The organism is Pacificibacter sp. AS14 (assembly GCF_038899935.1).
Classification (GTDB): domain Bacteria; phylum Pseudomonadota; class Alphaproteobacteria; order Rhodobacterales; family Rhodobacteraceae; genus Celeribacter.
In genome coordinates this window covers 75879-102483 of record NZ_JBBMQI010000006.1, presented here as the reverse complement: position 1 = coordinate 102483, position 26605 = coordinate 75879, and the positions used below count along the sequence as shown (strand labels likewise).

Below are 26605 nucleotides of genomic sequence, written 5' to 3'. Positions count from 1 at the left end.
GCATACTCCACAGTCACCATTCCACGCAAAGCGTCAAACATTCCCTGCCAAATTTCCTCTGAAACTAAGATCATTTCGTCGTGACCTATTTTCGGCGCATATGCTCATCGAGACGTGGGAGAATTTGCACGAAATTGCAGGGTTTGTGGCGATAGTCGAGCTGAAGCTTCAAAATCTCGTTCCACGCATCTTTGCAGGCTCCCGTCGATCCGGGCAAAGCGAACAAATACGTGCCCTTTGCGACCCCACCAGTCGCACGGCTTTGCACGGCGGATGTGCCAATTTTTTGCATTGAGACAATCGTAAATACAGTTCCAAAGGCGTCGATTTCTTTCTCGTAAACATCGCGGTGCGCCTCAACAGTTACATCGCGACCTGTCAGCCCCGTGCCCCCTGTCGAGATCACCACATCAATATCCGCGCGTTCAATCCACGCCGTCAGATGATCGCGAATGAGAGGGCGATCATCAGTGATGATAGCGCGATCCGCTATGACATGCCCTGCCTCTTCAATCATCTTGACCAAGGTCGCACCGGATTTGTCGTCATCAAACCCACGGGTGTCAGAGACGGTCAAAACGGCGATGCGCACGGGGATAAATTCCAACGAAGTGTCGAGTGTGGACATGCGTGTTCTCGCTTGTGTTTAAAGTTTAGGTCGGGCCCGCAAGTTTGGCGCGCAGATCTAATAGATCCGCCCAAGCCTCGCGTTTGGCAATCGGTGTACGCAACAGATCGCGTGGCGACATCATTGGCAGCACGGGCTTACCCAGCACAGTCTGCCAGTTGCCCCGCAAACGGGTGATCCCCGCGCGTCCCAAAACGGTCATACAGGCGGCATTGCCCATCAGCACGATCACATCTGGATTGGCCAACTCGATATGTTTTAGCAAAAACGGCTTGAGCATCGCAAGTTCTGAGGGGCTTGGGTCGCGGTTTTCAGGCGGGCGCCACGGAAGCGCCATTGTTATATAAAGACCCTTGTTGGCGTCTTTCACCGTGCGATCTAGATCAATCGCAGCAAACATTTTGTCGAACAGCGCACCGACAGGCCCCATAAATGGCTTGCCCTCGATGTCATCTTCGCGACTGGGCGTGTCACCAACAACCATAACCCGCGCGCCATTAAGCCCGTCTTGAAACACCAGATTGCGTGCCCCGCGACGCAGGTCACACAGCTCGAACCCCATCAGGGCGGCTTTCAAATCCTCAATCGAGGTGACGCCAACCACAGCCTTTTGCGCTTCATCAACAGAATCAACCTCTGGGGCTTTAACCGGCGCTGGGGGCGCTTTAGCGTTAACGACTGCGGCGGGTTTGGGCATGGTTTGCGGTGTTTCATAGCGATTCACAGGGGTTTCGCCGATGGCTTCGCTCACGCCAAGCTCGACTTGCCACTCTAACAGAGCATGCGCATCCCAATAATCGATCTGAGTCTCCATGCCTGCAAGCTACGCGCCCTTGGCGCGAAGGTAAATCGCAAGAAAGCACCCACGTAGCATTGCCGCACCCTTCGCGAGTTTCTATAAGCAGATCAGCGGCCTTCTATCGCCGCACAGCATTCACGGGGGCACCATGGCATTTCGGCAAAAACACCTTCTCGGCATCGAACCCCTGCATCCCACCGAGATCACCACGATTTTGGATGTGGCCGACAGCTATGTTGACCTCAACCGTCAAGCGCACAAGCATTCCGATGCTCTCGCCGGCATGACCCAAATCAACATGTTTTTCGAGAATTCCACCCGCACGCAAAGCTCGTTTGAATTGGCAGGCAAACGTTTGGGTGCGGACGTAATGAACATGTCGATGCAGGCCTCGTCGATCAAAAAAGGCGAAACCCTGATCGACACGGCCCTGACGTTGAACGCCATGCACCCCGATCTTTTGGTGGTGCGTCACCCACATTCCGGCGCTGTTGATTTGCTCGCTGAAAAGGTCAATTGTGCGGTCTTGAACGCAGGCGACGGCAAACACGAACATCCGACGCAAGCCTTGCTGGATGCCCTGACCATTCGCCGCGCCAAAGGGCGATTGCACCGTCTGTCCATCGCAATTTGCGGTGACATTGCGCATTCTCGCGTTGCGCGCTCGAACCTGATTTTGCTGGGCAAAATGGAAAACCGTGTGCGCCTTGTTGGGCCACCGACATTGATCCCCGCCGGCATGAATGAGCTGGGCTGTGAGGTCTATGAGGACATGGAAGAGGGCTTGAAAGACGTCGACGTCGTAATGATGCTTCGCCTACAAAAAGAACGCATGGATGGTGGTTTCATTCCGTCCGAGCGTGAATATTTCCACCGCTATGGTTTGGACGCTGCCAAACTGGCCCATGCCAAACCCGACGCGATTGTGATGCACCCCGGCCCTATGAACCGCGGCGTTGAAATCGATGGCAGCATTGCGGACGATATCAATCGCTCAGTTATTCAAGAACAAGTCGAAATGGGTGTTGCCGTGCGCATGGCTGCGATGGATCTTTTGGCGCGTAATTTGCGTGCACAAAAAGCCGCCAACCAAGATCAAGATGGTGTGATGGCATGAGCAACGTGCTCGACATAACAACCGCGCCGTATCGTTCGGTTTGGATTTTCGCAATTGATCTGCCCGAACATGACATCGATGCGTTTTCTCATGAAACTTATGATGACGATGACGCGCGCCTTTGGCCCCTTGGCAAATCATTGGGTGCGACGCCCTATCCTGATCACGACTTTGTCGAAGTTCTCGATCTGGAAGCCCTGCGCGCCTATGGGTTCTCAAATTACCTGACCGAAGGCAATGGGTTGGATATTGGTAAAGACGCGACAATGCTGGACGCCTTAACTGGCCACATCCTGTTGGTATTTTCCCAAGGGGTTGAAAGCGGCCAGACCGCCTTTGCGCCACAAGCGCCGCTGAGCCTCATTGCGCGCTATAGCCAAGTGGCTGATACACCCTTGCTTGAACCTTTAACGAGTGACGCAGCCAATGGCCAATTGCCCCAAGGCAAGCCACCTAAATCAGACGCCCGTATCGGCGGCATGGTGGCGACATTTGTTTTGATTTTCCTGTTCATCTTTGTCGGGGTTTTCGTATGGATCGCCGGATGACGACACAGCATATGACACCACAATCGACCTGCATCTGCCCCCATTTCTGCACAAGAGGCCGCACATGAGTATCTTTATCAACGCCCGTCTCATCGACCCTGAAGCGCTCACCGACACGCTTGGATGGCTGCAAGTTGAAGATGGCGTCATTGCTGCAATTGGAACAGGCTCAGCTCCGACTGGCTTTTTGGGCGAGATCATCGATTGCGCTGGTAAATGTCTGGCCCCTGGGATTGTCGATCTTGGGGTGAAAGTATCCGAGCCGGGTGAGCGCCACAAAGAAAGCTTTGCCTCAGCGGGACGTGCCGCGGCCGCCGGAGGCGTGACAACAATGGTCACCCGCCCTGACACCCTGAGCGCGATCGACACGCCCGAAGTGTTGGAATTTGTCGAACGTCGCGCCGCCACAGATGCGATTGTGAACGTCAAGCATATGTCAGCTTTAACCAAAGACCGCGCGGGCAAAGAAATGGTCGAAATCGGCTTTATGAAAGACGCAGGCGTTGTGGCGTTTTCCGATTGCGATCATGTCGTCGAAAACACAAAAGTTCTGCAACGCTGCATGACTTATGCACGCTCGCTCGGCGTGCTTGTGATTGGACACCCCCAAGAACCGACTCTGACCAAAGGCGCGGCTGCAACTTCAGGCAAATTCGCTTCTTTGCGCGGTCTGCCTGCCGTGTCGCCTATGGCCGAACGCATGGCCGTGGATCGCGATATTGCTTTGGTGGAAATGACAGGTGTGAAATATCACTTTGATCAACTGTCCACCGCGCGCGCGTTGCCCGCTTTGGAGCGCGCCAAAAGCAATGGGCTGAATATCACAGCAGGTGTGTCGATCCACCACCTGACGCTGAACGAATATGATGTCGGCGACTACCGTACGTTTTTCAAAGTGAAACCGCCGCTGCGTTCAGAAGACGACCGCTTGGCGATGGTTGAAGCTGTGGCCTCTGGCCTGATTGATATCATTTCGTCAATGCACACGCCGCAAGATGAGGAAAGCAAACGCTTGCCGTTTGAAGAAGCTGCTTCTGGTGCTGTGGCGCTTGAAACGCTGCTGCCTGCGGCGATGCGATTGGTGCACGCCGATCAACTGACGTTGCCAGAACTGTTTCGCGCCATGTCTTTGAACCCTGCCAAACGTCTTGGTCTGAACTGTGGTCGCCTGACAGTTGGCGCGCCTGCGGATTTGGTGCTGTTTGATCCCGATGCGCCCTTTGTGTTGGATCGGTTCAAGCTGCACTCCAAATCCAAAAACACGCCCTTTGATGGCGCGCGTATGCAGGGCAAAGTCAAAGGCACATGGGTGGCCGGCACCCGTGTTTTCGACGCCTAACTTCATTTCAACATTAGGATAAACACATGACGATGTTCTTGCTGCTTTTCACTGCTGCTTTGGCCTACCTTCTTGGCTCCATCCCTTTTGGCATTGTCATGGCCAAGCTGTTTGGGCTTGGGGATTTGCGCGCCATAGGGTCGGGCAACATCGGCGCGACAAACGTTCTGCGCACGGGCAATAAGCTGGCGGCGTTTCTGACGCTTTTGGGCGACAGCGGCAAGGGAGCGGCAGCTGTGCTGCTGGCGCGGGCTTTGATTGGTGAAGAGGGCGCTGGCACGGCTGCACTTTTTGCGATGCTCGGGCATCTCTATCCAGTGTTTTTAAAATTCAAAGGCGGCAAAGGCGTGGCAACATTCTTGGGCACGCTTTTGGCGCTGTCATTTCCAGTCGGGCTGGCCGCTTGTGCGACCTGGCTTGTGACGGCTGTGATCTTTCGGTATTCCAGCCTGTCCGCGCTGGTCGCGGCCCTATTGGCGCCGATTTACACCGCGATTTTTTACCACCAGCACGGTGCGATTTTGGTCGCTATCCTGTCCGCTTTGATATTCTACAAACACCGCGAAAACATTGCCCGTCTACGTGCGGGTAGCGAGACAAAAATTGGTAACAAGTAACGAGGGATTTATGGATTTTCAAACTGCAGTCAAAACCTGCTTCAATAAATATGCGACATTTTCTGGTCGCGCGAGCCGGTCTGAATATTGGTGGTGGGCGCTGTTTATCATCGTCGCGAGCGTGATTCTGGAAGCCGTCGACTTCGCCATTGGCTTTGGCGATTGGGGCCTGCTCAGCAATATCTTTACCCTCGCAACGCTCATCCCATCCATTGCAGTGGCCGCGCGCCGCCTGCACGATGTGAATAAATCAGGTTGGTGGCAGCTCTTGGTGATCGTGCCACTTGTCGGTTGGATCATTTTACTGATCTGGGTCATCAAAGCGGGCAGCACCGATGAGAACCGCTTTGGTCCGGCTGTCGTGACTGTCAGCGATTTTGATCCTGCGGACTGAACGTCATCACGACACAAAAAAAGCCCCGCAAAACTTGCAGGGCTTTTTTTATAACTGCCTCAGAGTTGATTAGTAAGAATACTCACCAAAAACGCGAGTCACATCGCCGTTCCATTCGCCCTCGAACTTGGCGATCAATTCGTCTGCAGGTGCTTGGCCGCTGTCTAGGCTGTCTTTGAGTGCATTGAGGAAATGGGTTTCATCCGCAACCAGACCACCTGCCCCTTCACGAGCGCGCGCCACAAGACCCGCCTCAGAAATGGCCACAGTTTCACGTGCAAGATCCATCATTTTGACGCCTTGAACTTCGGCTTGCAAACCATCAACCGAGGCCGCAACACGCAATTCTTCGCGGAATTCCGCTGTCCAATTTTTGGCGATATCCCATGAAGCATCCAGCGAGGATTGGTCGTACATCATGCCAACCCAATAAGCTGGCAGCGCACAAAGACGACGCCAAGGGCCGCCATCCGCGCCACGCATTTCCATATATTGTTTGATACGCGCCTCAGGGAAAATCGTCGTCAGATGATCCGCCCAATCAGACATCGTTGGCTTTTCGCCGGGCAAGGCTGGCAGCTTACCTTTGAGAAAGTCACGGAAAGACATGCCCAGCGCGTTGATGTATTTGCCGTCCCGATAGACAAAGTACATCGGGACATCGAGGGCGAAATCAGCGTAGCGCTCGAAACTCATTCCGTCTTCAAAAACGAAGGGTAACATACCGGTGCGGCTGTCATCCAAGTGACGCCAAATCCGCGCACGCCATGATTTATGCCCGTTAAGCTTACCTTCAAAGAAAGGCGAATTGGCAAAGAGCGCCGTAGCCACAGGCTGAAGCGCCAAAGCCACACGGAACTTCTTAACCATGTCAGTTTCGGAGCCAAAATCGAGGTTCACCTGCACAGTGCAAGTGCGGCGCATCATTTGCGTACCAGCCGTGCCAACGGTGCCCATATAGGCATCCATCAACTTGTAACGCCCCTTGGGCATCAGCGGCATTTCGTCATGCGTCCAATGCGGGGCGGCACCTAGACCAATAAACTTCGCGCCGATTTCATCAGCGACGGTTTGTACTTCGTGCAAATGGGTGTGAACCTCGCCACAAGTTTGGTGGATATTGTCCAAAGGCGCGCCGGATAATTCGAGCTGACCACCAGGTTCCAAGGACACATTCGCCCCCTCTTTGGTCAGGCCGATCAGGTGTTCGCCCTCAAAGACAGGATTCCACTGATACCGGTCTTGTAGACCCTCAAGAATTGCCTTGATTGAGCGATCACCATCATAGGGAATAGGCTTGAGCGAGTCTTTACAGTAGCCGAATTTTTCATGCTCGGTGCCGATCTTCCAATCCTGCTCGGGCTTGCAGCCTTCGGCAAAATAATTGACCAAGTCATCGTAGCTTTCGATCAGGCCGCCGCCGGATTGTGGAATGGACATATCGGGTCTCCGGTGGAGTTAAATTAGGTTTCTACAGTTGTTCGAAGCGCCGCGCGAAGTCAATGCAGAGCAAGTGTGCGTTTTCGCCATATCACCACTGGCGATTTTGGCGTTTTCTTTATTTGTCTCAACATTCGTTCGGTTTCGATGCCATCGAGCGACACAAAAACGTCAAACAACTTTTCGGCATCAACCGCATTCAGCGGAATTGTCAGCGGGATTTGGCCTGTCGCTTCAAGTTGCCAATGGGCAATGCCTTTATCCGCAGGAATCAAAATTACCGACGTGAGCATTTCGATTTCCACCTGCCCGCCAGTATAAGCCGTCAAATAGCTAATGATGCCTTCGTCGATTTCGACAACGCCAACGCCCTGCCCGCGCGATGCAAAGCGCGCGCGTTGAAATGCGGCAAAGGCGAGAAATATACAGGCCAGCGCAAGACCAAAGGCGAGCCAGCGAATAAAGCCAAAGCTCGACATCGCCCACCACATACTCAAGACCATCACCCCCAAAGCAGCGATCACTTCGCGCAGGCTCCAGATTTTCTCTCTCACTTCGGGGCGGATCATGACCAATCTCCCAAATGTTGTTGCCAGACGGTCATCGCCGCCACCGCTGCGGTGTCAGCGCGTAAAATGCGTGGGCCCAAAGACACAGGATGGGCATAGGGTAGGCCGTGTAATTTTTGCCGCTCAGCATCTGAAAACCCACCTTCTGGACCAATCAAGATCGCCCATTTATCGCCTTGAGCGGCCCCCAAAACCTCAGCTGCGCCCACCAGAGCCTCGTCACAAAACATGATCTGGCGTGTCTCGTCCCAGTCTGCCAACAAACGATCCAGTTTTTGTAAATCGGTCACCTCAGGCACATAGGTGCCGCCGCATTGCTCAGCCGCTTCCAAAGCATGGGCTTGCAGACGATCTTGGCGGATGCGTTCCGAATTGGTGAAATCTGTGCTGACGGGCACAATCTTAGCGGCGCCCATTTCAGCGGCTTTTTCAACGATAAAATCCGTGCGCGCCTTTTTGATCGGGGAGAAAATCAGCCACAAATCAGGAGGCATTTGCAAAGGCTTGCTTTGCGCATGACATGTCAAAGCCCCACCGCGTTTGTTCGCAACTGTGACCTCGGCTTGATATTCACCATCCACACCATTGAACAGCGCGACAAATGCGCCGGTTTGCAGCCGCATAACCGCAAAAAGATAATTGGACTGGTCCTTATCGAGGGGAACAGTTTGCCCTTGGGACAAAGGGTGATCTACAAAGAGTCTGACTTTAGCTTGAACCATGGACAATACATATGACCGACAAAGCCCAAGCACCAGACCCGCAAGACGAAGAAATGTCAGGGCAGGTTGCAGACGCCGTCAAAGGCAATTGGGTCGACACCCGTGCGCCCGTTTGGACACGGCCATATTTGCGCCTTTCGCGTGCGGATCGCCCCATTGGCACATGGCTTTTGTTGTTGCCGTGTTGGTGGGGAGCACTTTTGGCCGCATCCATAACGGGCGAACTGACCTTGCGCACAGTTTGGGTTTTGATAGGTTGTGCCGCGGGCGCTTGGCTCATGCGCGGCGCGGGGTGCACTTGGAACGACATCACGGACCGCGATTTAGACGCCGCAGTCGCGCGCACCAAAAGCCGCCCCATCCCATCTGGACAAGTCACCACGAAACAAGCCGCTGTTTGGATGTTACTGCAATGTGTGCTGTCTTTGGGTATTCTGCTGAGCTTTGGCACACTCGCGATTATATTGGGGATAGCCTCGTTGATCCCTGTAGCGATTTACCCCTATGCAAAACGTTTCACATGGTGGCCGCAGGTGTTTTTGGGTGTGGCATTCAACTGGGGCGCACTGTTGGCCTATGTGGCCGTCGCGGGCGAGTTAAGTGCAGCCCCTGTATTTTTGTACCTGTCGGGTATTGCTTGGACGCTATTTTACGATACGATCTATGCCCATCAAGACAAAGAAGATGACGCCCTTATCGGGATCAAATCCACAGCACGCCTGTTTGGCGATAACACGGCTGTTTGGCTCAAACGTTTTATAATTATGTCCGTCGTGCTATTTGCCGGCGCCGTGATAGAGGCCCTGATCGATGGCTCGCTTTTGTCAATGTTGGCCGCAATCGGTGGCGCTTGGGCGATGGGCTGGCACATGACGTGGCAGTTGAGCCGACTTGACATTGATGACCCCGAAAAATGCATGGTTTTGTTTCGCTCAAACCGCGACACGGGCCTGTTGGCTGCGCTGTTTCTTGCCATCTCTGTCTTCCTATGATTGCAGCGCAGGCCCAGACATCCTAAGACATTCACCAAACGCGATAAAACCGGACAGAAGCCCCCATGCGCTTATCCTCTATACTTCCAATCCTTGGCGCTTTCTGCGGCGCTGCTCTTTTGTCCCTCGGGGCAGCCGCTATTGGTGCGAATGCGATTCAACGCACGTCTCAAAAAGCGGTGGCCACCCAACTTGAGCTTGAAGGATTCGAGTGGGTCAAGGTCGGTGCTGATGGCTTACAAGTCATTCTGACTGGCGACGCACCCAATGAGGCAGCACAACTCGCCGCCCAGCGCGTCGCAGGCCATGTGGTCGATGCGGCACGTGTGCTGAACGTGATGGCCATCGCAGAGCAAGACGCGACACCAGCCCCGCGTTTTTCCATTGAAATTTTGCGCAATGATCAAGGCATTTCTCTAATCGGTTTGGTTCCAACAACTTGGGATCGTGACGCATTTATTGAGACACTCAAAAAAGCTGGCAGCACTGGCTCTGTCGCAGATTTACTGGAACATGCAGACTATGACGCGCCAGAAAATTGGGACGCGGTCATGAAATATGGCGTCTCGGCGATCAAGCAATTGCAGCGTTCCAAAATTTCTCTGTCGGCGGACCGAATCGACATAACGGCTTTGGCGGACAGTAAAGAGCAAAAGGCGACGCTTGAACGGTCGCTGAACGCGAGCGCTCCTAAGGATGTGGCCGCTTTGATCAATATTTTATCCCCGCGTCCGGTGATCACGCCCTTCACCGCAAGATTTTTGATCGATGACGACGGCGCACGTTTTGATGCTTGTACAGCTGAAACGCCACAGGGCCACGCTCGCCTGTTGGCGGCAGCAAAGGCTTTAGGCGTAGAGGACCCTACCTGTGTCGTGGGTTTGGGCGCGCCAACCACGGCATGGGCCAGTGCAGTTGAGGCCGGCATGCGTGCGATCAAGCAACTTGGAGGCGGCTCAATCACATTTTCCGACGCAGATGTGTCGTTGATCGCAGCGGAAGGTACCAGCACCACAATTCTAGACCGCGTTGCAGGTGATTTGGAAGCGAATTTGCCTGATACATTTTCTCTGCACGCCACGGCACCACCAAGCACCGACAGCGAAGTCGATGACGAGAAACCAGAATTCGTTGTTTTGCGCTCGCCTGAAGGACAAGTACAATTGCGTGGACGCATCACAAATGAACGCACCCGTATCGCAACAGAAGCTTTGGCCAACGCGACGTTCGGGTCTCAAGCAGTGTATTCAGCGATGCGTGTCTATGACAACCTTCCGCGCAATTGGGCCACTCGTGTGTTGACGTCCATTGATGCGCTGAGCCATCTCAGCCATGGCTCGGTCACCGTCACCGAAGACGCCATTTCCGTTCGTGGTGAAACAGGTGACCCTACGGCCAAGGCAGAAATCACGGGGCTTTTGGCGTCTCGCTTGGGCGATTCGCAGACCTACGACATCACCGTGAAATATATTCGTAAACTCGATCCTATTCTCAATCTGCCAACGCCGCAAAAATGTGTTGATGCGGCGAACCAAGCCATTTCATCCGGCAAAATCGAATTTGCCCCAGGCTCCACTGATGTTGATGACAACGCCAATGACACGCTTGATCGGATCGCAAAGGCGTTGGATGAGTGCGAAAACATACAAATGGAAATTGGCGGACACACCGACAGCCAAGGTCGTGAAACCATGAACCAACAACTGAGCCAAGCACGCGCTAATTCTGTTCTGGATGCTCTGCTAGCGCGTCGTGTCATTGGCGTAAAGTTTACCGCCAAAGGATACGGTGAAAGCGAACCGATTGCCGACAATCAAACAGAAGAAGGTCGTGACGCCAACCGTCGAATTACCTTCAAACTCATAGGCGACCCTGCACCCGCAGACACGCCAAGCGACGACAGCACACCACCGGACGCCAGCGCAGCATCAGAAACAAACGAGGAAAACAATGAACAGAATTGAGCTTATCATCGCAACTGCGATCGTTCTTTTCATAGCCTTTTTGATGGGTTGGTTTACGCATTGGGTGATCCACCGCTTTGTGCGCGTGGGTGACGGTGACATGTCTGATATCGATACGATGGCGCAGCAGTTGCATGAAGCTGAAGAGCAACGCGACCAAGCGGTGACTTATTATCAGCAACGCGAAGCAGAGATGAGCAATCAGCAAACCCAGACCGAAGCCGAGCTGCGCGCCGCGATGGAAGGCTTGCGTGAAGCCCGCCACGAGGCCGAAGAGCTACGCGCCTACCTTGACCGCAACAAAGCCGAATAGACCAAGAGAAGTACCCTTTTGGAGGCTCTGTTGCGAAGCTTTGCATGATGGAGGGTTTAAGATGGAAAGTGTCACCGCAAGAAAAGTTGGTCGCAGTATAACTTACCAACGCGTCAATGCATCTTCGTCACTGTCTTTTGCGGACACCCACTGTGCGTCCGCCCCATCGCGGCTGACTTCTTTTTTCCAAAAGGGCGCACGGGATTTCAGGTAATCCATCAGATATTCTGCAGCTTCAAAAGCTTCCGCCCTATGCCGCCCCGCGGTGGCGACCATCATAATTTGTTCACCTACTTTTAACTTTCCGTAGCGATGAATCACCAAACAGTCGGTCAGCGACCAACGCGCGGCGGCCTCGTCTGCAATCGTTGTAATCGCGCGTTCACACATGCCAGGATAGTGTTCTATCTCGAGACAATCCAAAACGCCTGTGTCATCGCGCACCAACCCCGTAAACGTCACAGTGGCCCCTGTGTTGGCCGCTTGTCCAAATCCTGCTAATTCTGTTGCAAGATCGAAATCGTCGGATTGAACACGGACTTTCATCGCTTACCCACCTGTCATTGGTGGAAAAAATGCAACTTCGCGTACACCTGTCAATGATGCGTCAAAGTCGACAAGCTCTTGATCCACCGCCACACGCAAAGATGCCAAATCTGCAAAAGCCAAATCATAGCGCTCTTCGCGTGCTCGCAATTCCGCCACGAGATCCATCACGGTCTCAGCCGTCGTCTCGATCTGCTCAGACGGAAGACCGATGCGTTCACGTACCCACGCGAAATAGACAACATCAATCATCAAGCATCCTCGGATAAAAATGGCATGGCTTTGCGCAGATAATCAAACCCCGTGATCACGGTCAAAGCCGCCGCAACCCAAAGCAAAATGATCCCGCCGTTGTATGACAAAATCGTACCATAATAACTCAAACGTAATCCCGTTTCGTCAGACAACTCGCCTGCCATAATGGCATCAATCGTCTCGCCGTCCATACCGAACGAGCCCATGCCAAGGTAATGAGAAAACAGACCAAAAGAAAACAGCACAGCGATGGCGACCATCTGAGCCGTAGTTTTCCATTTGGCCAGTTTTGTCACTTTCAAAAGCCCAGCTGTTTCGCCTAAAAATTCGCGCAAACCAGACACAAAAGTCTCGCGCAACAAAATGAAAGCAGCCGGCAAAATAATCAGGGGGTTCGGGCCAAAGTTCATCGCCAAAACAGCAATCGCGGTGATCACCATCGCCTTGTCCGCAATAGGGTCGAGCATCGTGCCGAATTTGCTCATTTGATTCCATTTTCGGGCCAGATAGCCATCAAACCAATCGGTGATTGATGCCCCTGCAAAGAGGATTAAAGCCACCCAATCTGAAAAGGGATGTGGCAAAACAAGAAAGGCTATCGCGACCGCAGGCGCGCAAAGCAGCCTGAAGACGGTGAGAATATTAGGGATGTTCCATGTCATAAAACTACCTTTACCCGTTCAGTCGCCTTCATGGAAGAAGTCATAAATGGTTTGGGCCACCTTACTGGAAATTCCGTCAACCGCTGTCAGATCAACCAAGTTCGCACTGGCAACGGCTTTGGCCGATCCGAAATGCGCCAACAATGCACGCTTGCGGGTCGCGCCCACACCGGGAACCCCGTCAAGCGGGTTGGCAATAAGTGCTTTTGATCGTTTGGCGCGATGGGTGCCAATTGCAAATCTGTGCACTTCATCTCGGATACGCTGAATGAAATACAACACAGGATCGTTGCGCTGCAATGCGATGGGACGCTTGCCAGTGCGGTAGAATTCTTCTTTACCGTGATCGCGAAACTCGCCCTTGGCGACACCGACCATGGCGATGTCTGCCACGCCCAGATCGTCCATGATCTCTTGCACGGCAGAGACCTGCCCCGCCCCGCCATCGATCAGCAGCAGACTGGGCCATGTATCGCCTTTGCGCTCAGGATCGTCTTTGAGCAAGCGTTGGAACCGGCGCGTCAGTACCTCTTTCATCATGCCAAAGTCATCACCGGGCGTTAGCGTATCGTCTTTGATGTTGAACTTGCGGTACTGTGATTTGATGAACCCGTCAGGCCCAGCGACGACCATCGCCCCAACAGCGTGCGCCCCTTGGATATGCGAGTTATCATAGGCTTCGATACGGGTGGGCACCTGTGGCAGATCAAAGGCATGCGCGACACCTTTGAGCAGGCGCGCCTGAGCGGCGCTTTCGGACACTTTGCGCCCAAGGCTTTCACGCGCATTGCGCAAAGCAAAGCTGACAAGATCAGCCTTTTCGCCTCGCTGTGGCACGATAATTTCGACCTTTTGGCCCAGCTTGTCTGTGAACGCCTCTTGCAGCAATTCACGGTCTTCGATGTCATGAGATAGGATCAGCTGCTTTGGCGGCTCTTTTTGATCATAGAACTGCCCCAAAAAGGCGGTCAAAACCTCGCTTGCATTGTTATCGGCAGCAATGCGCGGATAAAAATCGCGGTTGCCCCAGTTTTGATTGGCACGGATGAAAAACACCTGAACGCAGGCCTGCCCGCCGTCCATATGCAGGCCGATCACATCGGCCTCAGTCACCGTGCGCGGATTGATCCCTTGGGCGGTTTGAACTTGGGTCATAGCCTTGATGCGGTCGCGCAAAGCAGCTGCGCGCTCAAATTCCATCGCATCAGAGGCGGACTGCATTTGTGCGGCCAGACGCTGCTGCATGCCCTTATCTTTGCCTTGCAAAAACTTTTCAGCATCCGACACCATCTCTAGGTAATCTTCTTTCGAGATTTTGCCCACACAAGGTGCTGTGCAACGTTTTATCTGATATTGTAGGCAGGGCCGCGTACGTCCCTCAAATTCGGCATTGGAACAATTGCGCAACAAAAACACCCGCTCAAGCTGGTGCAACGTGCGGTTCACGGCACCGGCCGACGCGAAGGGGCCGTAATACGCAGCCTTACGCGCCTTTTTTCCGCGGTGTTTAGAAATCTGCGGGAACTCGTGGTCTTTGGTGACCATGATGTTCGGAAAGCTTTTGTCATCGCGTAAAAGCACATTGTAACGCGGCTTCAACTGTTTGATCAGGTTCTGCTCAAGCAGCAAGGCTTCGGTTTCAGTACGCGTGGTCAAGAACATCATCTGACTGGTTTCAGAGATCATTCGTGCGATGCGTGCACTGTGACCGTGGATCCGCGCATAGTTCGACACACGATTTTTAAGATGTCGTGCTTTGCCAACATAGAGAACATTATGTTCAGGATCGAGCATCCGGTAAACTCCGGGGGATCCATCAATTTGACGCAAGTATCCTTCGATCACTTTATGACCTTTGGGGACGTCCTTAACGGGATGAGATTGGGTGTCTTCGGTCATGCTCAATCTTCTGTGATTCCCATGTTAGCTGCAACCTTATGACATTGAGAGCAAGAGGAAACAAATCCACCGTTTCTGTGGATAACTCTGCTGATAACTCTCACTGGAGGCGGCTTTTTCCTTTGTTTCAGGTGATTTCACTCTATTGCCTTAAAATTAGGCAAAAATTCAAGTCATTGAAATGTAACATTATTTTTTATGACCCTCGGTCAAATCATTGAATTTATTTACATTTTATTCACATTCATCCGAGCACAGGCACACAAGTGCACAACTTTGCTCGGGTTCCGGTCAAATCACGCCTGATTCGCCTCATCCACATCAACAGTCTGCCATCCCAAATGCTGGCCGCCATCGGTGCAAATGAGCTGCCCCGTCACACTATGGGCGTCCCAAAAGTACCCCAAAGCTGCGTTAATATCGTCTGGATTTGACCCTCGCCCCAACACTGTAGCCCGTCGTTGCTGCGCAAAGGCTTCAGCGGTTTGATGGGTGCCTTGTAGCGTCGGGCCTGGCCCAATCGCATTAACTCTCACCCGTGGAGCTAACGCACGCGCGGCCGTTTGCGTGAACGCCCACAAGCCCATTTTCGCGATCGTATAGCTCATAAAATCGGGGGTTAATTTACGCACGCGTTGATCGATCAAGTTCACGACCAAAGCCTGCGCCATTGCTTCGCTACGCGCGTCAACCAAAGCATCAGGAGCCTGCTCTGCGAAGCACTGCGTTAACACAACAGGCGCACGCAAATTGCTTTCAATATGGCGATCCCAACTGTCGCGGGTCGCCGTCTCGATAGTGTCTTGTTCAAAGATAGAAGCGTTGTTAACCAACAAGGTCAATGGACCGCCCAATGCCGCAGAGGCTTGAGGCACCAAAGCTTGCATTTGGGCTTCGACCAACAAGTCCGCCTTCAGCGCTACGGCTTTCACGCCCAGCGCATGCAACTGCTTCACGACGTCTTCAGCGCCATCGCGCGAACTAGAATAGTGCACAGCGACATCAAAACCGCGCTGCCCAAGGTACAATGCCATAGCGCGGCCAATACGTTTACCAGCGCCTGTGACCAGTGCTTTCCGCTTATGCATCACGCCTCCTTAGAGCAAGACACTTACAACATAAGCAACATATAGTCCGCTAAAAACAAAACCCCAGAGCCTTGTGATATCAATGCGCTTTATGACGAAAACACCCAGCAAAAGCGACGCCGCAAGCATGATCCAAATGTCGAAAGACATCAGTTCTGCTGACACAGGCAAATTGCCTACAAAACTGGACACACCAATGATGCCAAGCAGGTTGAACATGTTCGATCCAATGACGTTGCCAAAGGCCACATCAGCTTGTTTGCGCAATGCGGCCATAACCGTAGTGGCCAGCTCAGGCAAGGACGTACCAATCGCCACGAGTGTCAAACCAATGATTTCGTCAGACACGCCGTAGGCTTCGGCAATGTTGGTTGAGGCATCAACCAAAAGCTTTGCCCCCAATGGCAAACCGATCATGCCAGCAATCAAAAAGGCAATGATTTTCCACCAAGGCAGATCTGGGTCAGCACCTTCTAAATCCTCGATAGAGTCTTCATCGCAGGCCTCTTTTGCAGCAGCCGTATCACGGCGATGGCACCGCGCCTCAAAGACGGCATGTCCAAGCATGGCAGCCAAGCCAGCCAATAAGATGAGACCAGAAATCCAGGTGAACGTTCCGAAACAGGCCAAACCAATGAACAAGACCGTGCCAGCAAGCATCTGTAGATAGCTTGCGCGCGTGGAATTGTCGGCCACATGTAACGTTGTGATCAGCGCAGGAATGCCCAACACCAACAGGACATTAGCGGTATTTGAGCCGATGACATTACCCAAAGCCAACCCAGGCACACCTTCAAGAATGGCAGAAATCGAGATCAACAGCTCAGGCGCCGACGTTCCAAAGGCAACAACAGTCAAGCTGACGATCAGCGCCGGAATACCAATCCGCAGCGACAGATTAACAGCGCCGCGCACCAAAGCGTCGCCCGCCAGCAACAACAAAACCAAGCCAGCGCAGGCAAGAATAAAATCCATCAACGTTTTTCCTTTTCGCAGGCACAGGTGCCCTTGCCGATCTTATACCGACCACATTTTTTGCAGGTCAGCGCTTTGAGTTTCTCTTGTCCGGGAAACCGAAATTTCCCCACGAGAGCTAGCACCATCATGCCGACAAGAAATAGGGTGATTATTTTGAAAATCACGTCACAAACCGAACCGTGCCCAAAGTGCATGTTCCTCAACAGATGATGTCAAAGCCGAGCTTAGCTGCGCGCTAAAGCGAGACAACAGCGGTTTTTTAGGCCCATAGACAGATAGTTGAACTTTATCGCCGAAGATGTCTTTCATCATGGGCACAAGATGACCGATCCCATCGGCCAGCCCCAAAGACACCCCGGTTGTGCCGGTCCAAAAAGAGCCGTCAAACAATTCAGCGTCAGTGCTCAAGCGGCCTTCACGCGAGGCGCGCACATGTGCGACGAAAGCATCATGAATTTCGACCTGAAGCGACTTGATGCGTGTCACATCAGCTGCATTTTCCGGCTTGAACGGGTCCATCTGGCTTTTGGATTTGCCCGCCGTATAAACGCGCCGTTCAACGCCGTGTTTTTCGATCAATTTGTCAAAGCCAAATCCAGCAGAGATCACGCCAATAGATCCAACGATAGAGCTGTGATCAACGAAAATTTTATCAGCGGCACAGGCCAGCCAGTAACCTCCTGAAGCCGCGACATCTTCTACGAAGGCGTAGACTGGGATTTCTTTTTCCGCCGCCAAACGGCGAATACGCGCGGCAATCAGCGAGGATTGTACCGGCGAGCCACCTGGAGAGTTGATAGATAAAGCCACCGCGTCGGGCTTGCCGCGCCTGAACGCGCGCTCGATAGCTGAGGCCAAAGATTGATCATTCAGCCCGCCTTGACGGGTCATAATCGCACCATTCATCCGCACAACGCTCACGCGTGGGGCAGATTTCACAAAAGGGATCCATTTCTTCATAGGATGGATGTAAAGCCGCCCAGCCCTACAAACAAGAGCTGGGCGCAAGGTAAGACTGAATTATCTGCAAGCATCAAAGCTGTCGGCCACGCCTTGGATCAGCTTTGCATAAAAATCAGGCCCATTTTCGATGCTTTGTCCCAAGGGATCTATCACGCCTCTATGCGCTGTTGTACCTTCCAAAAGCGTCGTCACGAGGCCTGGATTGAACTGCGGTTCAGAGAAAACGCAATCAATGCCTTGTTCTTTGATCATGTGCTGCAACTCAGAAATGCGTGCGGGGCTTGGCGTCGCGGCATCACCCAAGGAAATCGCACCCATAGCAGACAGGCCGAACCGTTCCTCGAAATATTGGTAGGCATCGTGAAACACGACAAATTTGATATCGTGCTCATCTGCCAGTTGCTCTTGCAAACGGCCTGTCAGCGCGGTCAGCTGTGCAGCGCGGTCAGCGGCATTAGCCGCATATGTCGGCGCGTTCTCAGCATCAAGATCACTTAGTGTTTTGGCGATAACATCCAACCAAGCAATGGCATTTTGTGGGTCTAACCAAGCGTGCGGATCAATGCCGTGGTGGTCATGATGATGTTCATCAGCGCCATGTTCATCATGATCGTCGTGGTCATCATGATCGTCGTGGTCATCATGATCGTCGTGGTCATCATGATCGTCGTGGTCATCATCCTCAAAGGTCATCCCCTCACGGAACGTCAGTTGGAGGCTCGCCTCATTTTCACTCAAGGGCACGGACACAGCCTCTGGACCAAGCGTCTCGATCGCCCCACCCAACCAAGGCGCCAATGCATTGCCTGTCCAAAACACTACATCAGCGTTTTGCAGATTTTTCGCATCAGAAGGACGCATCGCGTACCCATGCGGCGATGACCCCTTGTCCATCAAAAGGGTCGGCGCCCCCAAATCGCCCATCACTTGCGCGACCAAAGATTGAATAGGCGCGATGTCGGTTGCGACGGTTGGCACCTGTGCCAACACCGGCGAAGCAGAGAGCATAAGGGCCGTGAGAACGGAAGTGTAGCGTGTCATATCAATCATCCTGTTATACTATAACACCCTCTTGATATATGTCATAATATAACATATCAACCCCAAATATGAGACATTAAGGATTGCACATGCCCCCCAACGGCGACCCCATCGGCTTTGCCCATCACGATCATGAAAGTTGCGTCACAGATGCCGTGGCCTCGGTTGAGGCGCGCTGTATCACTGCTGGCTTGCAATTCACGCCGGTGCGCAAACGCGTCCTACAAATCTTGCTCGAAGAACACCGCGCTCTTGGGGCTTATGAAATCCTAGATCGCCTGCGTGATGAGGGACTTGGATCACAGCCTCCCGTCGCCTATCGCGCTTTGGATTTTCTCACCAAACACGGTTTTGTCCACAAGATAGAGCGCCTCAATGCCTTTATCGCCTGCGCCCATCCGCATGAAGTACACACGCCCGCGTTTTTGATCTGCCGCGACTGTAATTCCGTGGCAGAAGCCGAAACCGATTTGACACAAGGTCGCCTTGCGCAAATTGCATCCGCCACAGGGTTTATCATCGAGCGCGCCATCCTAGAAGCCGAAGGCCTCTGCCCCAACTGCATCTCCAAAAGCGAAACTGTTTGATGTCTGACGCTCTTATCTCTCTCAAAAACGTATGCGTTCATATCGGGTCTAAAGTGGCGTTACACGACGTAAACTTGGCGATCAGTGCTGGTGAAATTGTGACCATTGTCGGCCCGAATGGATCGGGGAAATCCACGTTATTGCGCACGCTTGTGAACGCGATCAAACCCACAGGCGGCCAGATCACTCGCAAGCCAGATTTGCGCATCGGTTACGTGCCACAAAAGCTGCACATCGACCCGACATTGCCGCTTACAGTGCGCAGGTTTCTCAGTCTTCCAAGCCGCGTCAATGATGCAGTCGCAGAAAAAGCGCTGGACGATGCGGGCGCAGGTGATCTGAGCAAACGACAGATGACAGACCTTTCGGGCGGGCAATTCCAACGCGTTCTGCTGGCGCGGGCTTTGCTCAACAATCCTCATATCTTGATTTTAGATGAAGCCACACAAGGCCTCGATCAACCAGGATCTGCCGATTTTTACGCACAAATAGCCCAAGTACGCCAAAATTTTGGATGTGCGGTTTTGATGGTCAGTCACGAATTGCATGTCGTGATGGCAGCCTCGGATCGGGTGATTTGCTTGAACGGCCACATCTGCTGCGAGGGCGCGCCAGAGACGGTGGCTTCAGCCCCTGAATATCGCGCCTTGTTTGGCTATGGCACCCATGGCGCGTTGGCGCTTTACCGTCACCAGCACACGCATACACACGACGAGAATTGCGCACATGATCATGATCACGCGCAGAGCCATGACCACACACCAAAGGCCTCGCTATGACCCTGCTCGATGATTTTATGATCCGCGCCACATTAGCCGGACTGGGCGTGGTTTTGGCCGCCGCCCCCTTGGGTTGCTTTGTTGTTTGGCGTCGTATGGCCTATTTCGGTGATGCAACGGCGCATGCCTCGATCTTAGGCGTGGCGCTGGCCTTGGCCTTCAACGTGTCGATATTTGGCGGAGTGTTGTCAGTGGCCTTAATCATGGCTTTGACTGTTTCAGCCCTAGGTGGACGTGGTTATGCGATGGACACGCTGCTTGGCGTTATGGCGCACAGCTCGTTGGCCTTTGGCCTTGTGGCCGTCTCGTTTATTGACGGCGTGCGCATCGACTTGATGGCTTATCTCTTTGGCGACATCTTGGCCGTTGGCCGCATGGATTTACTGGTGATTTGGGGGGGCGCGGCTTTGGTCGTACTTTTGCTGCTTGCGCGCTGGTCTGCGCTTTTAACTTCGACACTCAATCCAGATCTTGCAAGTGCTGCGGACATCTCGCCCCGTCGCGAACAACTTATCCTTTCGCTTGCGCTTGCCATGGTCGTTGCTGTCGCAATCAAAGTTGTCGGCGTTTTGCTTATCGCTGCGATGCTGCTTATTCCGGCGGCCGCAGCGCGCCCCTTTGCGCGCACGCCCGAACGTATGGCGCTGATTGCTATCATCATTGGAGCCGCGTCCGTTTTGGCAGGTATTCAATTGGCGTTTCAATTCGATACACCGACAGGGCCCACAATTGTCTGCGTCGCAGCCGTACTGTTTTGTGCTGCAAGCGTGATGGACCTGCTGCGTGGGAACCGCGCATAAGCTTAGATATCTGAGGCGATGGCCACTGTTTTGACGATGGCAAAGCATGACACACCCAAGTCCAAACCCATCGCAGTAACAGACCGCTGCGTTACGCGCGCCAGCACGAAGCCCGCACTGGTGGAGACCTTGACAATGGCGCTTGATGCGCCGGTGTTTTGGATCGCCTCGACCCTGCCTTTTACGATGTTGAGCGCAGACAAACCCGAAGGGCGCCCCAGCGCCAGCATCACATCAGAAGCCGGCAGTCGCACTCTCAGGTTCACGCCTATGTCAGTCTGCAAACGCGGCAAAAAATAGGAATCGTGACCCGCGCTGAGTTCCGTCAGACCGTCTGAATGATGCGCCTTGACTCGAACATTCAAAACCGCGCCAACTTGACTAACCCCCATCGGCATAACTGTTGGATCAGCCAAGACGTCAAGCGCAGGACCTTTGCGTATAACCTTACCATTCTCGAGCGCGATCACGGTGGTCGCCAAACGCGCGACCTCATTAGCCGAATGACTGACATAGATGATCGGAATATCGGTCTCGTCTCGGACGCGTTCGAAATAAGGTAAGATCTCAGCTTTGCGGGCAGCGTCCAAAGACGACAAAGGCTCATCCGCAAGGATCAGCTGCGGATCAGCCAAAAGCGCCCGCCCGATGGCTACCCGTTGTTTTTCGCCACCCGACAGTGCGCTTGGCTTGCGATCTAACAGATTGCCAATACCCAACATTTCGATGACGCGCGCACGCTGCATTGCATCGACCGAGCGCCTTGCCGCACGCGCACCGTAATCCAGATTGCGTGCCACAGTGAGATGCGGGAACAAGCGACTGTCTTGGAAAATATATCCCAATTTGCGTTTGTGCGCGGATTTAAAAAGGCCAGCAGCACTGTCTTGCAGCACCTGCCCATCGATGGAAATTTTGGCTCTATGCGGCCGTATCAACCCAGAAACGGCATTGATGATCGTGCTCTTGCCGGACCCTGAGCGCCCATACAAAACAGTCAAACCTTTGGGTGCCTCGAAAGCGACATCAAGTGCGAAGTCCGCAAAGGCATGCTGGATGGAAATGGATAAGCTCATGCGCCCGTCATCCCCTTTATGGCCCGACGTGCCAGCACTTCAGACAAGAGCAAAGCCCCCATGGCCAAAACGACCGAAACCATGACCAATCTCAGTGCTGCATTTTCCTGTCCGGGCACCTGCAAAAGCGCATAGATGGCTGATGGTACAGTTTGGGTTTGCCCCGGAATGGCCGAAACAAATGTTATCGTCGCGCCGAATTCACCCAAGGCTTTGGCAAACCCTAAAACCGTCCCAGCCAAGATGCCGGGCACAGTGAGCGGCAAAGTGATTGTCAAGAAAATCCAAACGCGCGACGCCCCCAAAGTGGCTGCGGCCTGTTCCAATTTTGGATCAACAGCTTCCAATGACAGTCGGATCGCACGCACCATCAAAGGGAAGGCCATAATGGCCGCGGCCAAAGCGGCCCCTGTCCACCGAAAGGCGAAAACAAGACTCCAATCTTGCAAAAAACCACCAATGGGCCCACGCGTCCCAAAGACCACGAGCAGCAAATATCCGGTGACCACGGGCGGCAAAACCAAAGGCAAATGCACAAGACCGTTCAAAAACTGTTTGCCGATAAAGTCCCAGCGCGCCAACGCATAGGCAGCCGATAGAGCAAAAGGCAGGCTAAATAGAGTGGCCACAAACGACACTTTGATCGACAGCCCGATGGCTTGCCATTCTGCAGGTGAAAAATCCAAAAGCATCAGCGCTCGATACTCCCAAACCCATGCGCTTCAAACATCGTGCTGGTTTCAGATGATGAAAGGTATGCCGCGAACTCAGATGCTGCCGTGGTCGCAGGCGCAATCAATGCGCTCGGGTAAATAATGGGCACATGACTGTTTTCAGGAAATAGAGCCAAGACCGAAACGCGTGGATCGCTCAGCGCATCTGTTGCATAGACAACTCCCAATGGGGCCTCGCCGCGCGCGACCAATGCCAAAGCTGCACGTACACTGTCGGTTTGCGCGACATGTGGCGACAAGCTGTCCCAAAGCCCCAAGCTTACCAGTGCCGATTTACCGTAGATGCCCGCGGGCACCGCCTCGACAAACCCCATCGCTATCGGCCCACTTTTTAGCAAGGTTGGGAAATCAATGTCGTCGATTGACGCCTGTGGCAGGCCCAAATCTTTGGGTGCGATCAGCACAAGTTGATTGGTCAAAAGCGCGATGCGTGTCTCTGGTTCAAGCAAACCCTCGACGGCAAGGCGATCCATCCAGTCGGTGTTAGCGCTGATAAATACATTGGCAGGCGCGCCGCGCTCGATTTGCCGCGCCAGTGCTGATGAGCTTGCAAAAGACAGCTGAACCTTATGATCAGACACTTGTTCGAATTGCATCGCAACTTCATCCAAGGCAACCTTAAGACTGGCTGCGGCAAACACCGTAACCGTATCTGCCTGCACAGGTCCTAAACCAGCAAACAGAACAAAGGCAATCCGTTGGATCAAAGAGCTGATGAAACGTTTGGGCATAAGATCCCTAGTCTAAGTTGCGCGGCGTCATGGGATACCAATACATCACAAGCCATAGGACTGCAAAGCAAGGCCCATTTATCCGCAGACCATGCCTTGCGTCCCTAAATCACGCCAAGTGATTGCGATACTTTTGAACCTAAAAGCATTGCACATGTAAAAAACGCGGTGTTTCGCCCTATGAATCACGATGCCTGCGCAGTAACATTGCACATATACCGATCATCAAGACGAACACTTCACTCTTTTATTTTTCCTGCTTTTGCAGTCGCTGAGGACGCATTCGAAGATGAAACAAGTGCCTAAAGAAACAACCGACGAAGCTTTAATCCGTGAGTTTTTGGAAAAAGGCGGCAACATCAGCAAGGGCAAAACCAAGCCCATGCCAAATGAACTGCGCATCAGCAACAACGCGTGGAACACAAAGCTGACCAAAGAAGAAAAAGCGTCTTTGGCCGCGCCAACAGGGCCTATTCCTAAAATCCCTAAGAAATAAGACCGCTACATCTTAGCGCGGATCATCAAGGCAACCGCGCCTGCCAGATTTTCGAACAGAAAAAAGCCGAGCATTTAACTGCTCGGCTTTTCTATTTAGATCATCGTCGGCAGTTTAGCCTTTGCGTTGTGGAGCGGATGCGCCACCTTTAGGTTTGCCGTATTTCGCAGCAGGCTTGCCGCCAGCAGGTTTTCCACCGCTAGGCTTGCCAGCATAAGGCTTGCCGCCAGTGGGTTTACCAGCACCAGCAGGCTTTTTGCTGTAGACGCGTTTAGATGTGTCACCAGCCCCCGCAGCAAACGATTTCTTCTCGAAAGGCTTTTTCGCTTTGTCGCTCACAGCGCCATCACGTGTTGGGTCTTCGAATTTTTTCTTAAACGGCTTTTTATCAAATGGTTTTTTGTCACCATCTGCAGATTTCACATAGGGTTTCTTGTCACCGTATTCTTTTTTCTCGTAAGGCTTCTTGTCGCCAAACGACTTCTTTTCATACGGTTTTTTGTCGCCAAACGATTTCTTTTCATATGGCTTTTTCTCGTAAGGTTTTCTGTCGCCACCGGAACGATCACCGCCCAAATCAGGCATGGTCGCCAAACGGGTCGCTTTCACATTTTCTTCCAAGATACCGTTATCAAGAGCGGCTTCAAAACCATCTGCGGCTGCTTCTTTCAATTCAACGAAGCTCTGCGTGTCGCGAATGCGGATCGCGCCAATAGAGGTTTTGTCGATGTTGCCTGCGCGGCACACCAGCGGCAAAAGCCAGCGTGGCTCTGCACGGTCATCGCGGCCAACAGACAGCGCAAACCAAACGGATTTTCCGAAGTCTTCGCGTTGTGCGCGCTCAGGACGCTCACCTGGTTTTGGTGCCGGACCAAGTTCCTCAGGCGCAGACACGCCAGCGCGGTAAAGACGCAAGTACGCAGCAGCGATTTTCTCTGGCGAATGCGTTTCCAACATTTTGGCTGCGAACTCTGCTTCTTTTTCAGACGGCTCGGCCATCAAGGCCTCGTCTGTCAAAAGCTTTTCTTCGTCTTTCGCCAAAATCATCTCAGCGCTTGGCGCTTCAACCCATTCCGCCTGCAATTTCGCCCAACCAAGCAAACGCGTGGCTTTGGTTTTCATTTTTGGCGGGACTATGAGTGCAGAAATACCTTTGCGACCAGCGCGGCCGGTACGGCCAGAACGGTGCAGCAAAGTTTCAGCATTGGTTGGCAATTCAGCGTGAATAACCAATTCCAAGTTCGGCAAATCGATGCCGCGCGCAGCAACGTCAGTCGCCACACAAACACGTGCGCGACCATCGCGCATGGCTTGCAAAGCATGTGAGCGCTCAGATTGGCTCAACTCGCCGGACAAACACACAACCGAAAAACCACGGTTGGCAAAACGGGCTGTCAAACGCGCCACAGAAGCACGGGTGTTGGCGAAAACGATCGCGTTTTCCGCATCGTGGTACCGCAACATGTTGATGATGGCGTTTTCTTCGTCGCGTGCAGAAACAGACAGCGCTTGATAGGAAATGTCAGCGTGTTGTTTTGCGCCAGCTGCGGTGTTCACACGCACAGCGTCGCGTTGGTATTGCTTGGCCAGTTTGGCAATCATCGCAGGCACAGTGGCCGAGAACATCAAGGTGCGACGTTCAACAGGGGCCTCACCCAACATGAACTCCAAATCTTCGCGGAAACCAAGATCAAGCATCTCGTCGGCTTCATCCAGAATAATCGCGCGCAAGCCCGACATATCCAAAGACCCGCGCTGAATATGATCGCGCAAACGACCCGGCGTGCCGACAACAATATGTGCGCCACGCTCAAGGGTGCGTTTTTCATCGCGGTAATCCATACCGCCAACACAAGACGCCAATTTCGCGCCCGCTTTGGCGTAAAGCCATTCAAGCTCGCGTTTGACTTGGAACGCCAATTCGCGTGTTGGCGCGATGACCAAAGCCATCGGGGCTTCGGCACGATCAAAGCGTTCTGCGTCACCCAAAAGGGTGTGCGCGATGGCCAAACCGAAACCGACAGTTTTACCTGAACCGGTTTGCGCAGAGACCAAAAGATCCGCGTCTCGCAACGCAGGATCGTTCACCGCCTCTTGGACTGGCGTGAGGGTGTCATAGCCGCGCTCGGCAAGGGCGTCGGAAAGGGCTGTAATCATGGGAGATGCGTGTCCGTATTGGGCAATCGCCGCGTGCGCGGAAAGACCGGAGGTAAGAAAGATGTCCTGATAAGGCAAGAAGGCCGACTTGTATAGGGGCAAAGCATATCTTTGGCTTAACATCGTAATGCGTTTAGTGTATTGGGCCGCGCCTCACGCCGCAGGCAAGGCCGACAACCTTGTGTTAAGCATGATCTCATAGAGTTGAGCCAGACCGCATATCGCGGGCGCGATTCTTTTATTGGCGGTTCAAACGCACGAAATGCAGGTGTTGCTCAACAGCCTAAAGCTTATTTTATCAGCGCTTATACAGTCTTGGCGGTTTTTCAGTTCAGTGGCCCCTTCGCCCCGCGTGGAATACGCCCTGATGA

At 53.2% G+C, this 26605-nt stretch carries 29 protein-coding genes; 12 read left to right on the top strand and 17 right to left on the bottom strand.

Features of this window, described 5'->3' with window-relative positions:
• Window positions 1-85: 85 nt before the first annotated feature.
• Both moaB and WNY38_RS08410 read right to left on the bottom strand, forming a co-directional pair.
• Window positions 86-628: a molybdenum cofactor biosynthesis protein B gene (gene moaB, locus WNY38_RS08415; protein ID WP_342856894.1), complete on the bottom strand. Its 543-nt coding sequence runs from the start codon at window positions 626-628 to the stop codon at window positions 86-88.
• 25 nt (window positions 629-653) lie between these two features.
• Entirely contained in the window at window positions 654-1442 is a 789-nt protein-coding gene (locus WNY38_RS08410) for a uracil-DNA glycosylase (RefSeq protein WP_342856893.1), read from the bottom strand.
• Window positions 1443-1575: 133 nt separating this feature from the next.
• Between WNY38_RS08410 and WNY38_RS08405 the strand changes: the two genes are divergently transcribed.
• The 5 genes from WNY38_RS08405 to WNY38_RS08385 all read left to right on the top strand — a co-directional run bounded on the left by WNY38_RS08405 (window position 1576) and on the right by WNY38_RS08385 (window position 5442).
• On the top strand, window positions 1576-2544 hold the full coding sequence (locus WNY38_RS08405; RefSeq protein WP_342856892.1) for an aspartate carbamoyltransferase catalytic subunit: 969 nt from the start codon (window positions 1576-1578) through the stop codon (window positions 2542-2544).
• Window positions 2541-3092 (top strand): hypothetical protein, encoded by a 552-nt coding sequence (locus WNY38_RS08400; RefSeq protein ID WP_342856891.1) that lies wholly within the window; start codon window positions 2541-2543, stop codon window positions 3090-3092. Before WNY38_RS08405 ends, WNY38_RS08400 begins: the two co-directional genes overlap by 4 nt.
• Window positions 3093-3156: 64 nt before the next feature.
• Complete coding sequence (gene pyrC, locus WNY38_RS08395) at window positions 3157-4431, top strand: dihydroorotase (RefSeq protein WP_342856890.1); 1275 nt, start codon at window positions 3157-3159, stop codon at window positions 4429-4431.
• A 26-nt stretch (window positions 4432-4457) separates the two neighbouring features.
• Window positions 4458-5048, top strand: a complete 591-nt coding sequence (gene plsY, locus WNY38_RS08390; protein WP_342856889.1) for a glycerol-3-phosphate 1-O-acyltransferase PlsY — start codon at window positions 4458-4460, stop codon at window positions 5046-5048.
• Window positions 5049-5058: 10 nt separating this feature from the next.
• Window positions 5059-5442, top strand: a complete 384-nt coding sequence (locus WNY38_RS08385; protein ID WP_342856888.1) for a DUF805 domain-containing protein — start codon at window positions 5059-5061, stop codon at window positions 5440-5442.
• A gap of 69 nt (window positions 5443-5511) precedes the next feature.
• Here WNY38_RS08385 and WNY38_RS08380 read toward each other — a convergent pair whose 3' ends face one another.
• Genes WNY38_RS08380 through WNY38_RS08370 form a run of 3 tightly spaced genes read right to left on the bottom strand, consistent with a single transcriptional unit; the run spans window position 5512 to window position 8173 of the window.
• On the bottom strand, window positions 5512-6882 hold the full coding sequence (locus WNY38_RS08380; RefSeq protein ID WP_342856887.1) for a glutamate--cysteine ligase: 1371 nt from the start codon (window positions 6880-6882) through the stop codon (window positions 5512-5514).
• A gap of 59 nt (window positions 6883-6941) precedes the next feature.
• Window positions 6942-7451, bottom strand: coding sequence for a hypothetical protein (locus tag WNY38_RS08375; protein ID WP_342856886.1), 510 nt, complete (start codon window positions 7449-7451; stop codon window positions 6942-6944).
• Window positions 7448-8173 (bottom strand): 16S rRNA (uracil(1498)-N(3))-methyltransferase, encoded by a 726-nt coding sequence (locus WNY38_RS08370; RefSeq protein WP_342856885.1) that lies wholly within the window; start codon window positions 8171-8173, stop codon window positions 7448-7450. Before WNY38_RS08370 ends, WNY38_RS08375 begins: the two co-directional genes overlap by 4 nt.
• Window positions 8174-8184: 11 nt before the next feature.
• On the opposite strand from WNY38_RS08370, the gene ubiA reads away from it, so the two are divergent.
• The 3 genes from ubiA (at window position 8185) to WNY38_RS08355 (ending at window position 11442) form a co-directional block, all read left to right on the top strand.
• Complete coding sequence (gene ubiA, locus WNY38_RS08365; protein WP_342856884.1) at window positions 8185-9165, top strand: 4-hydroxybenzoate octaprenyltransferase; 981 nt, start codon at window positions 8185-8187, stop codon at window positions 9163-9165.
• A 65-nt stretch (window positions 9166-9230) separates the two neighbouring features.
• Window positions 9231-11129 (top strand): OmpA family protein, encoded by a 1899-nt coding sequence (locus WNY38_RS08360; protein ID WP_342856883.1) that lies wholly within the window; start codon window positions 9231-9233, stop codon window positions 11127-11129.
• Window positions 11116-11442 carry a hypothetical protein gene (locus WNY38_RS08355; protein WP_342856882.1) on the top strand — a complete coding sequence of 109 codons (327 nt, stop codon included), beginning with the start codon at window positions 11116-11118 and terminating at the stop codon, window positions 11440-11442. Before WNY38_RS08360 ends, WNY38_RS08355 begins: the two co-directional genes overlap by 14 nt.
• A gap of 102 nt (window positions 11443-11544) precedes the next feature.
• Here WNY38_RS08355 and WNY38_RS08350 read toward each other — a convergent pair whose 3' ends face one another.
• The 8 genes from WNY38_RS08350 to WNY38_RS08315 form a co-directional block, all read right to left on the bottom strand.
• A complete protein-coding gene (locus WNY38_RS08350) occupies window positions 11545-11988 on the bottom strand; it encodes a molybdenum cofactor biosynthesis protein MoaE (RefSeq protein WP_342856881.1) in 444 nt (147 codons plus the stop codon).
• 3 nt (window positions 11989-11991) lie between these two features.
• Window positions 11992-12240, bottom strand: a complete 249-nt coding sequence (moaD, locus tag WNY38_RS08345) for a molybdopterin converting factor subunit 1 (RefSeq protein WP_342856880.1) — start codon at window positions 12238-12240, stop codon at window positions 11992-11994.
• The gene (gene pgsA, locus WNY38_RS08340; protein WP_342856878.1) at window positions 12240-12905 is read right to left on the bottom strand and encodes a CDP-diacylglycerol--glycerol-3-phosphate 3-phosphatidyltransferase; all 666 of its coding nucleotides are present in this window, start codon (window positions 12903-12905) and stop codon (window positions 12240-12242) included. Before pgsA ends, moaD begins: the two co-directional genes overlap by 1 nt.
• Before the next feature lie 18 nt (window positions 12906-12923).
• The gene (gene uvrC, locus WNY38_RS08335) at window positions 12924-14804 is read right to left on the bottom strand and encodes an excinuclease ABC subunit UvrC (RefSeq protein WP_342856877.1); all 1881 of its coding nucleotides are present in this window, start codon (window positions 14802-14804) and stop codon (window positions 12924-12926) included.
• A gap of 296 nt (window positions 14805-15100) precedes the next feature.
• On the bottom strand, window positions 15101-15892 hold the full coding sequence (locus WNY38_RS08330) for an SDR family oxidoreductase (protein ID WP_342856876.1): 792 nt from the start codon (window positions 15890-15892) through the stop codon (window positions 15101-15103).
• Between the two features lie 9 nt (window positions 15893-15901).
• The gene (locus tag WNY38_RS08325; RefSeq protein ID WP_342856875.1) at window positions 15902-16867 is read right to left on the bottom strand and encodes a calcium/sodium antiporter; all 966 of its coding nucleotides are present in this window, start codon (window positions 16865-16867) and stop codon (window positions 15902-15904) included.
• Between the two features lie 168 nt (window positions 16868-17035).
• Window positions 17036-17830, bottom strand: a complete 795-nt coding sequence (locus WNY38_RS08320; RefSeq protein WP_342856874.1) for a S49 family peptidase — start codon at window positions 17828-17830, stop codon at window positions 17036-17038.
• A 60-nt stretch (window positions 17831-17890) separates the two neighbouring features.
• Window positions 17891-18874 (bottom strand): zinc ABC transporter substrate-binding protein, encoded by a 984-nt coding sequence (locus WNY38_RS08315; protein WP_342856873.1) that lies wholly within the window; start codon window positions 18872-18874, stop codon window positions 17891-17893.
• A gap of 89 nt (window positions 18875-18963) precedes the next feature.
• On the opposite strand from WNY38_RS08315, the gene WNY38_RS08310 reads away from it, so the two are divergent.
• Genes WNY38_RS08310 through WNY38_RS08300 form a run of 3 tightly spaced genes read left to right on the top strand, consistent with a single transcriptional unit; the run spans window position 18964 to window position 21040 of the window.
• A complete protein-coding gene (locus WNY38_RS08310; protein ID WP_342856872.1) occupies window positions 18964-19461 on the top strand; it encodes a Fur family transcriptional regulator in 498 nt (165 codons plus the stop codon).
• Window positions 19461-20240 carry a metal ABC transporter ATP-binding protein gene (locus WNY38_RS08305; protein WP_342856871.1) on the top strand — a complete coding sequence of 260 codons (780 nt, stop codon included), beginning with the start codon at window positions 19461-19463 and terminating at the stop codon, window positions 20238-20240. Before WNY38_RS08310 ends, WNY38_RS08305 begins: the two co-directional genes overlap by 1 nt.
• Complete coding sequence (locus WNY38_RS08300; protein ID WP_342856870.1) at window positions 20237-21040, top strand: metal ABC transporter permease; 804 nt, start codon at window positions 20237-20239, stop codon at window positions 21038-21040. The genes WNY38_RS08305 and WNY38_RS08300 overlap by 4 nt, the downstream gene beginning before the upstream one ends.
• Before the next feature lie 2 nt (window positions 21041-21042).
• Here the strand turns inward: WNY38_RS08300 and modC are convergent, their stop codons facing one another.
• Genes modC through modA form a run of 3 tightly spaced genes read right to left on the bottom strand, consistent with a single transcriptional unit; the run spans window position 21043 to window position 23581 of the window.
• Window positions 21043-22116: a molybdenum ABC transporter ATP-binding protein gene (gene modC / locus WNY38_RS08295; RefSeq protein ID WP_342856869.1), complete on the bottom strand. Its 1074-nt coding sequence runs from the start codon at window positions 22114-22116 to the stop codon at window positions 21043-21045.
• Complete coding sequence (gene modB, locus WNY38_RS08290) at window positions 22113-22808, bottom strand: molybdate ABC transporter permease subunit (RefSeq protein ID WP_342856868.1); 696 nt, start codon at window positions 22806-22808, stop codon at window positions 22113-22115. Before modB ends, modC begins: the two co-directional genes overlap by 4 nt.
• Window positions 22808-23581, bottom strand: a complete 774-nt coding sequence (gene modA, locus WNY38_RS08285; RefSeq protein ID WP_342856867.1) for a molybdate ABC transporter substrate-binding protein — start codon at window positions 23579-23581, stop codon at window positions 22808-22810. Before modA ends, modB begins: the two co-directional genes overlap by 1 nt.
• Before the next feature lie 289 nt (window positions 23582-23870).
• Here modA and WNY38_RS08280 point away from each other — a divergent pair, with 289 nt between their 5' ends.
• The gene (locus WNY38_RS08280) at window positions 23871-24077 is read left to right on the top strand and encodes a hypothetical protein (RefSeq protein ID WP_342856866.1); all 207 of its coding nucleotides are present in this window, start codon (window positions 23871-23873) and stop codon (window positions 24075-24077) included.
• Window positions 24078-24191: 114 nt separating this feature from the next.
• On the opposite strand, the gene WNY38_RS08275 is transcribed toward WNY38_RS08280, so the two are convergent.
• Window positions 24192-26234: a DEAD/DEAH box helicase gene (locus tag WNY38_RS08275; RefSeq protein ID WP_342856865.1), complete on the bottom strand. Its 2043-nt coding sequence runs from the start codon at window positions 26232-26234 to the stop codon at window positions 24192-24194.
• Between the last annotated feature and the right edge of the window lie 371 nt (window positions 26235-26605).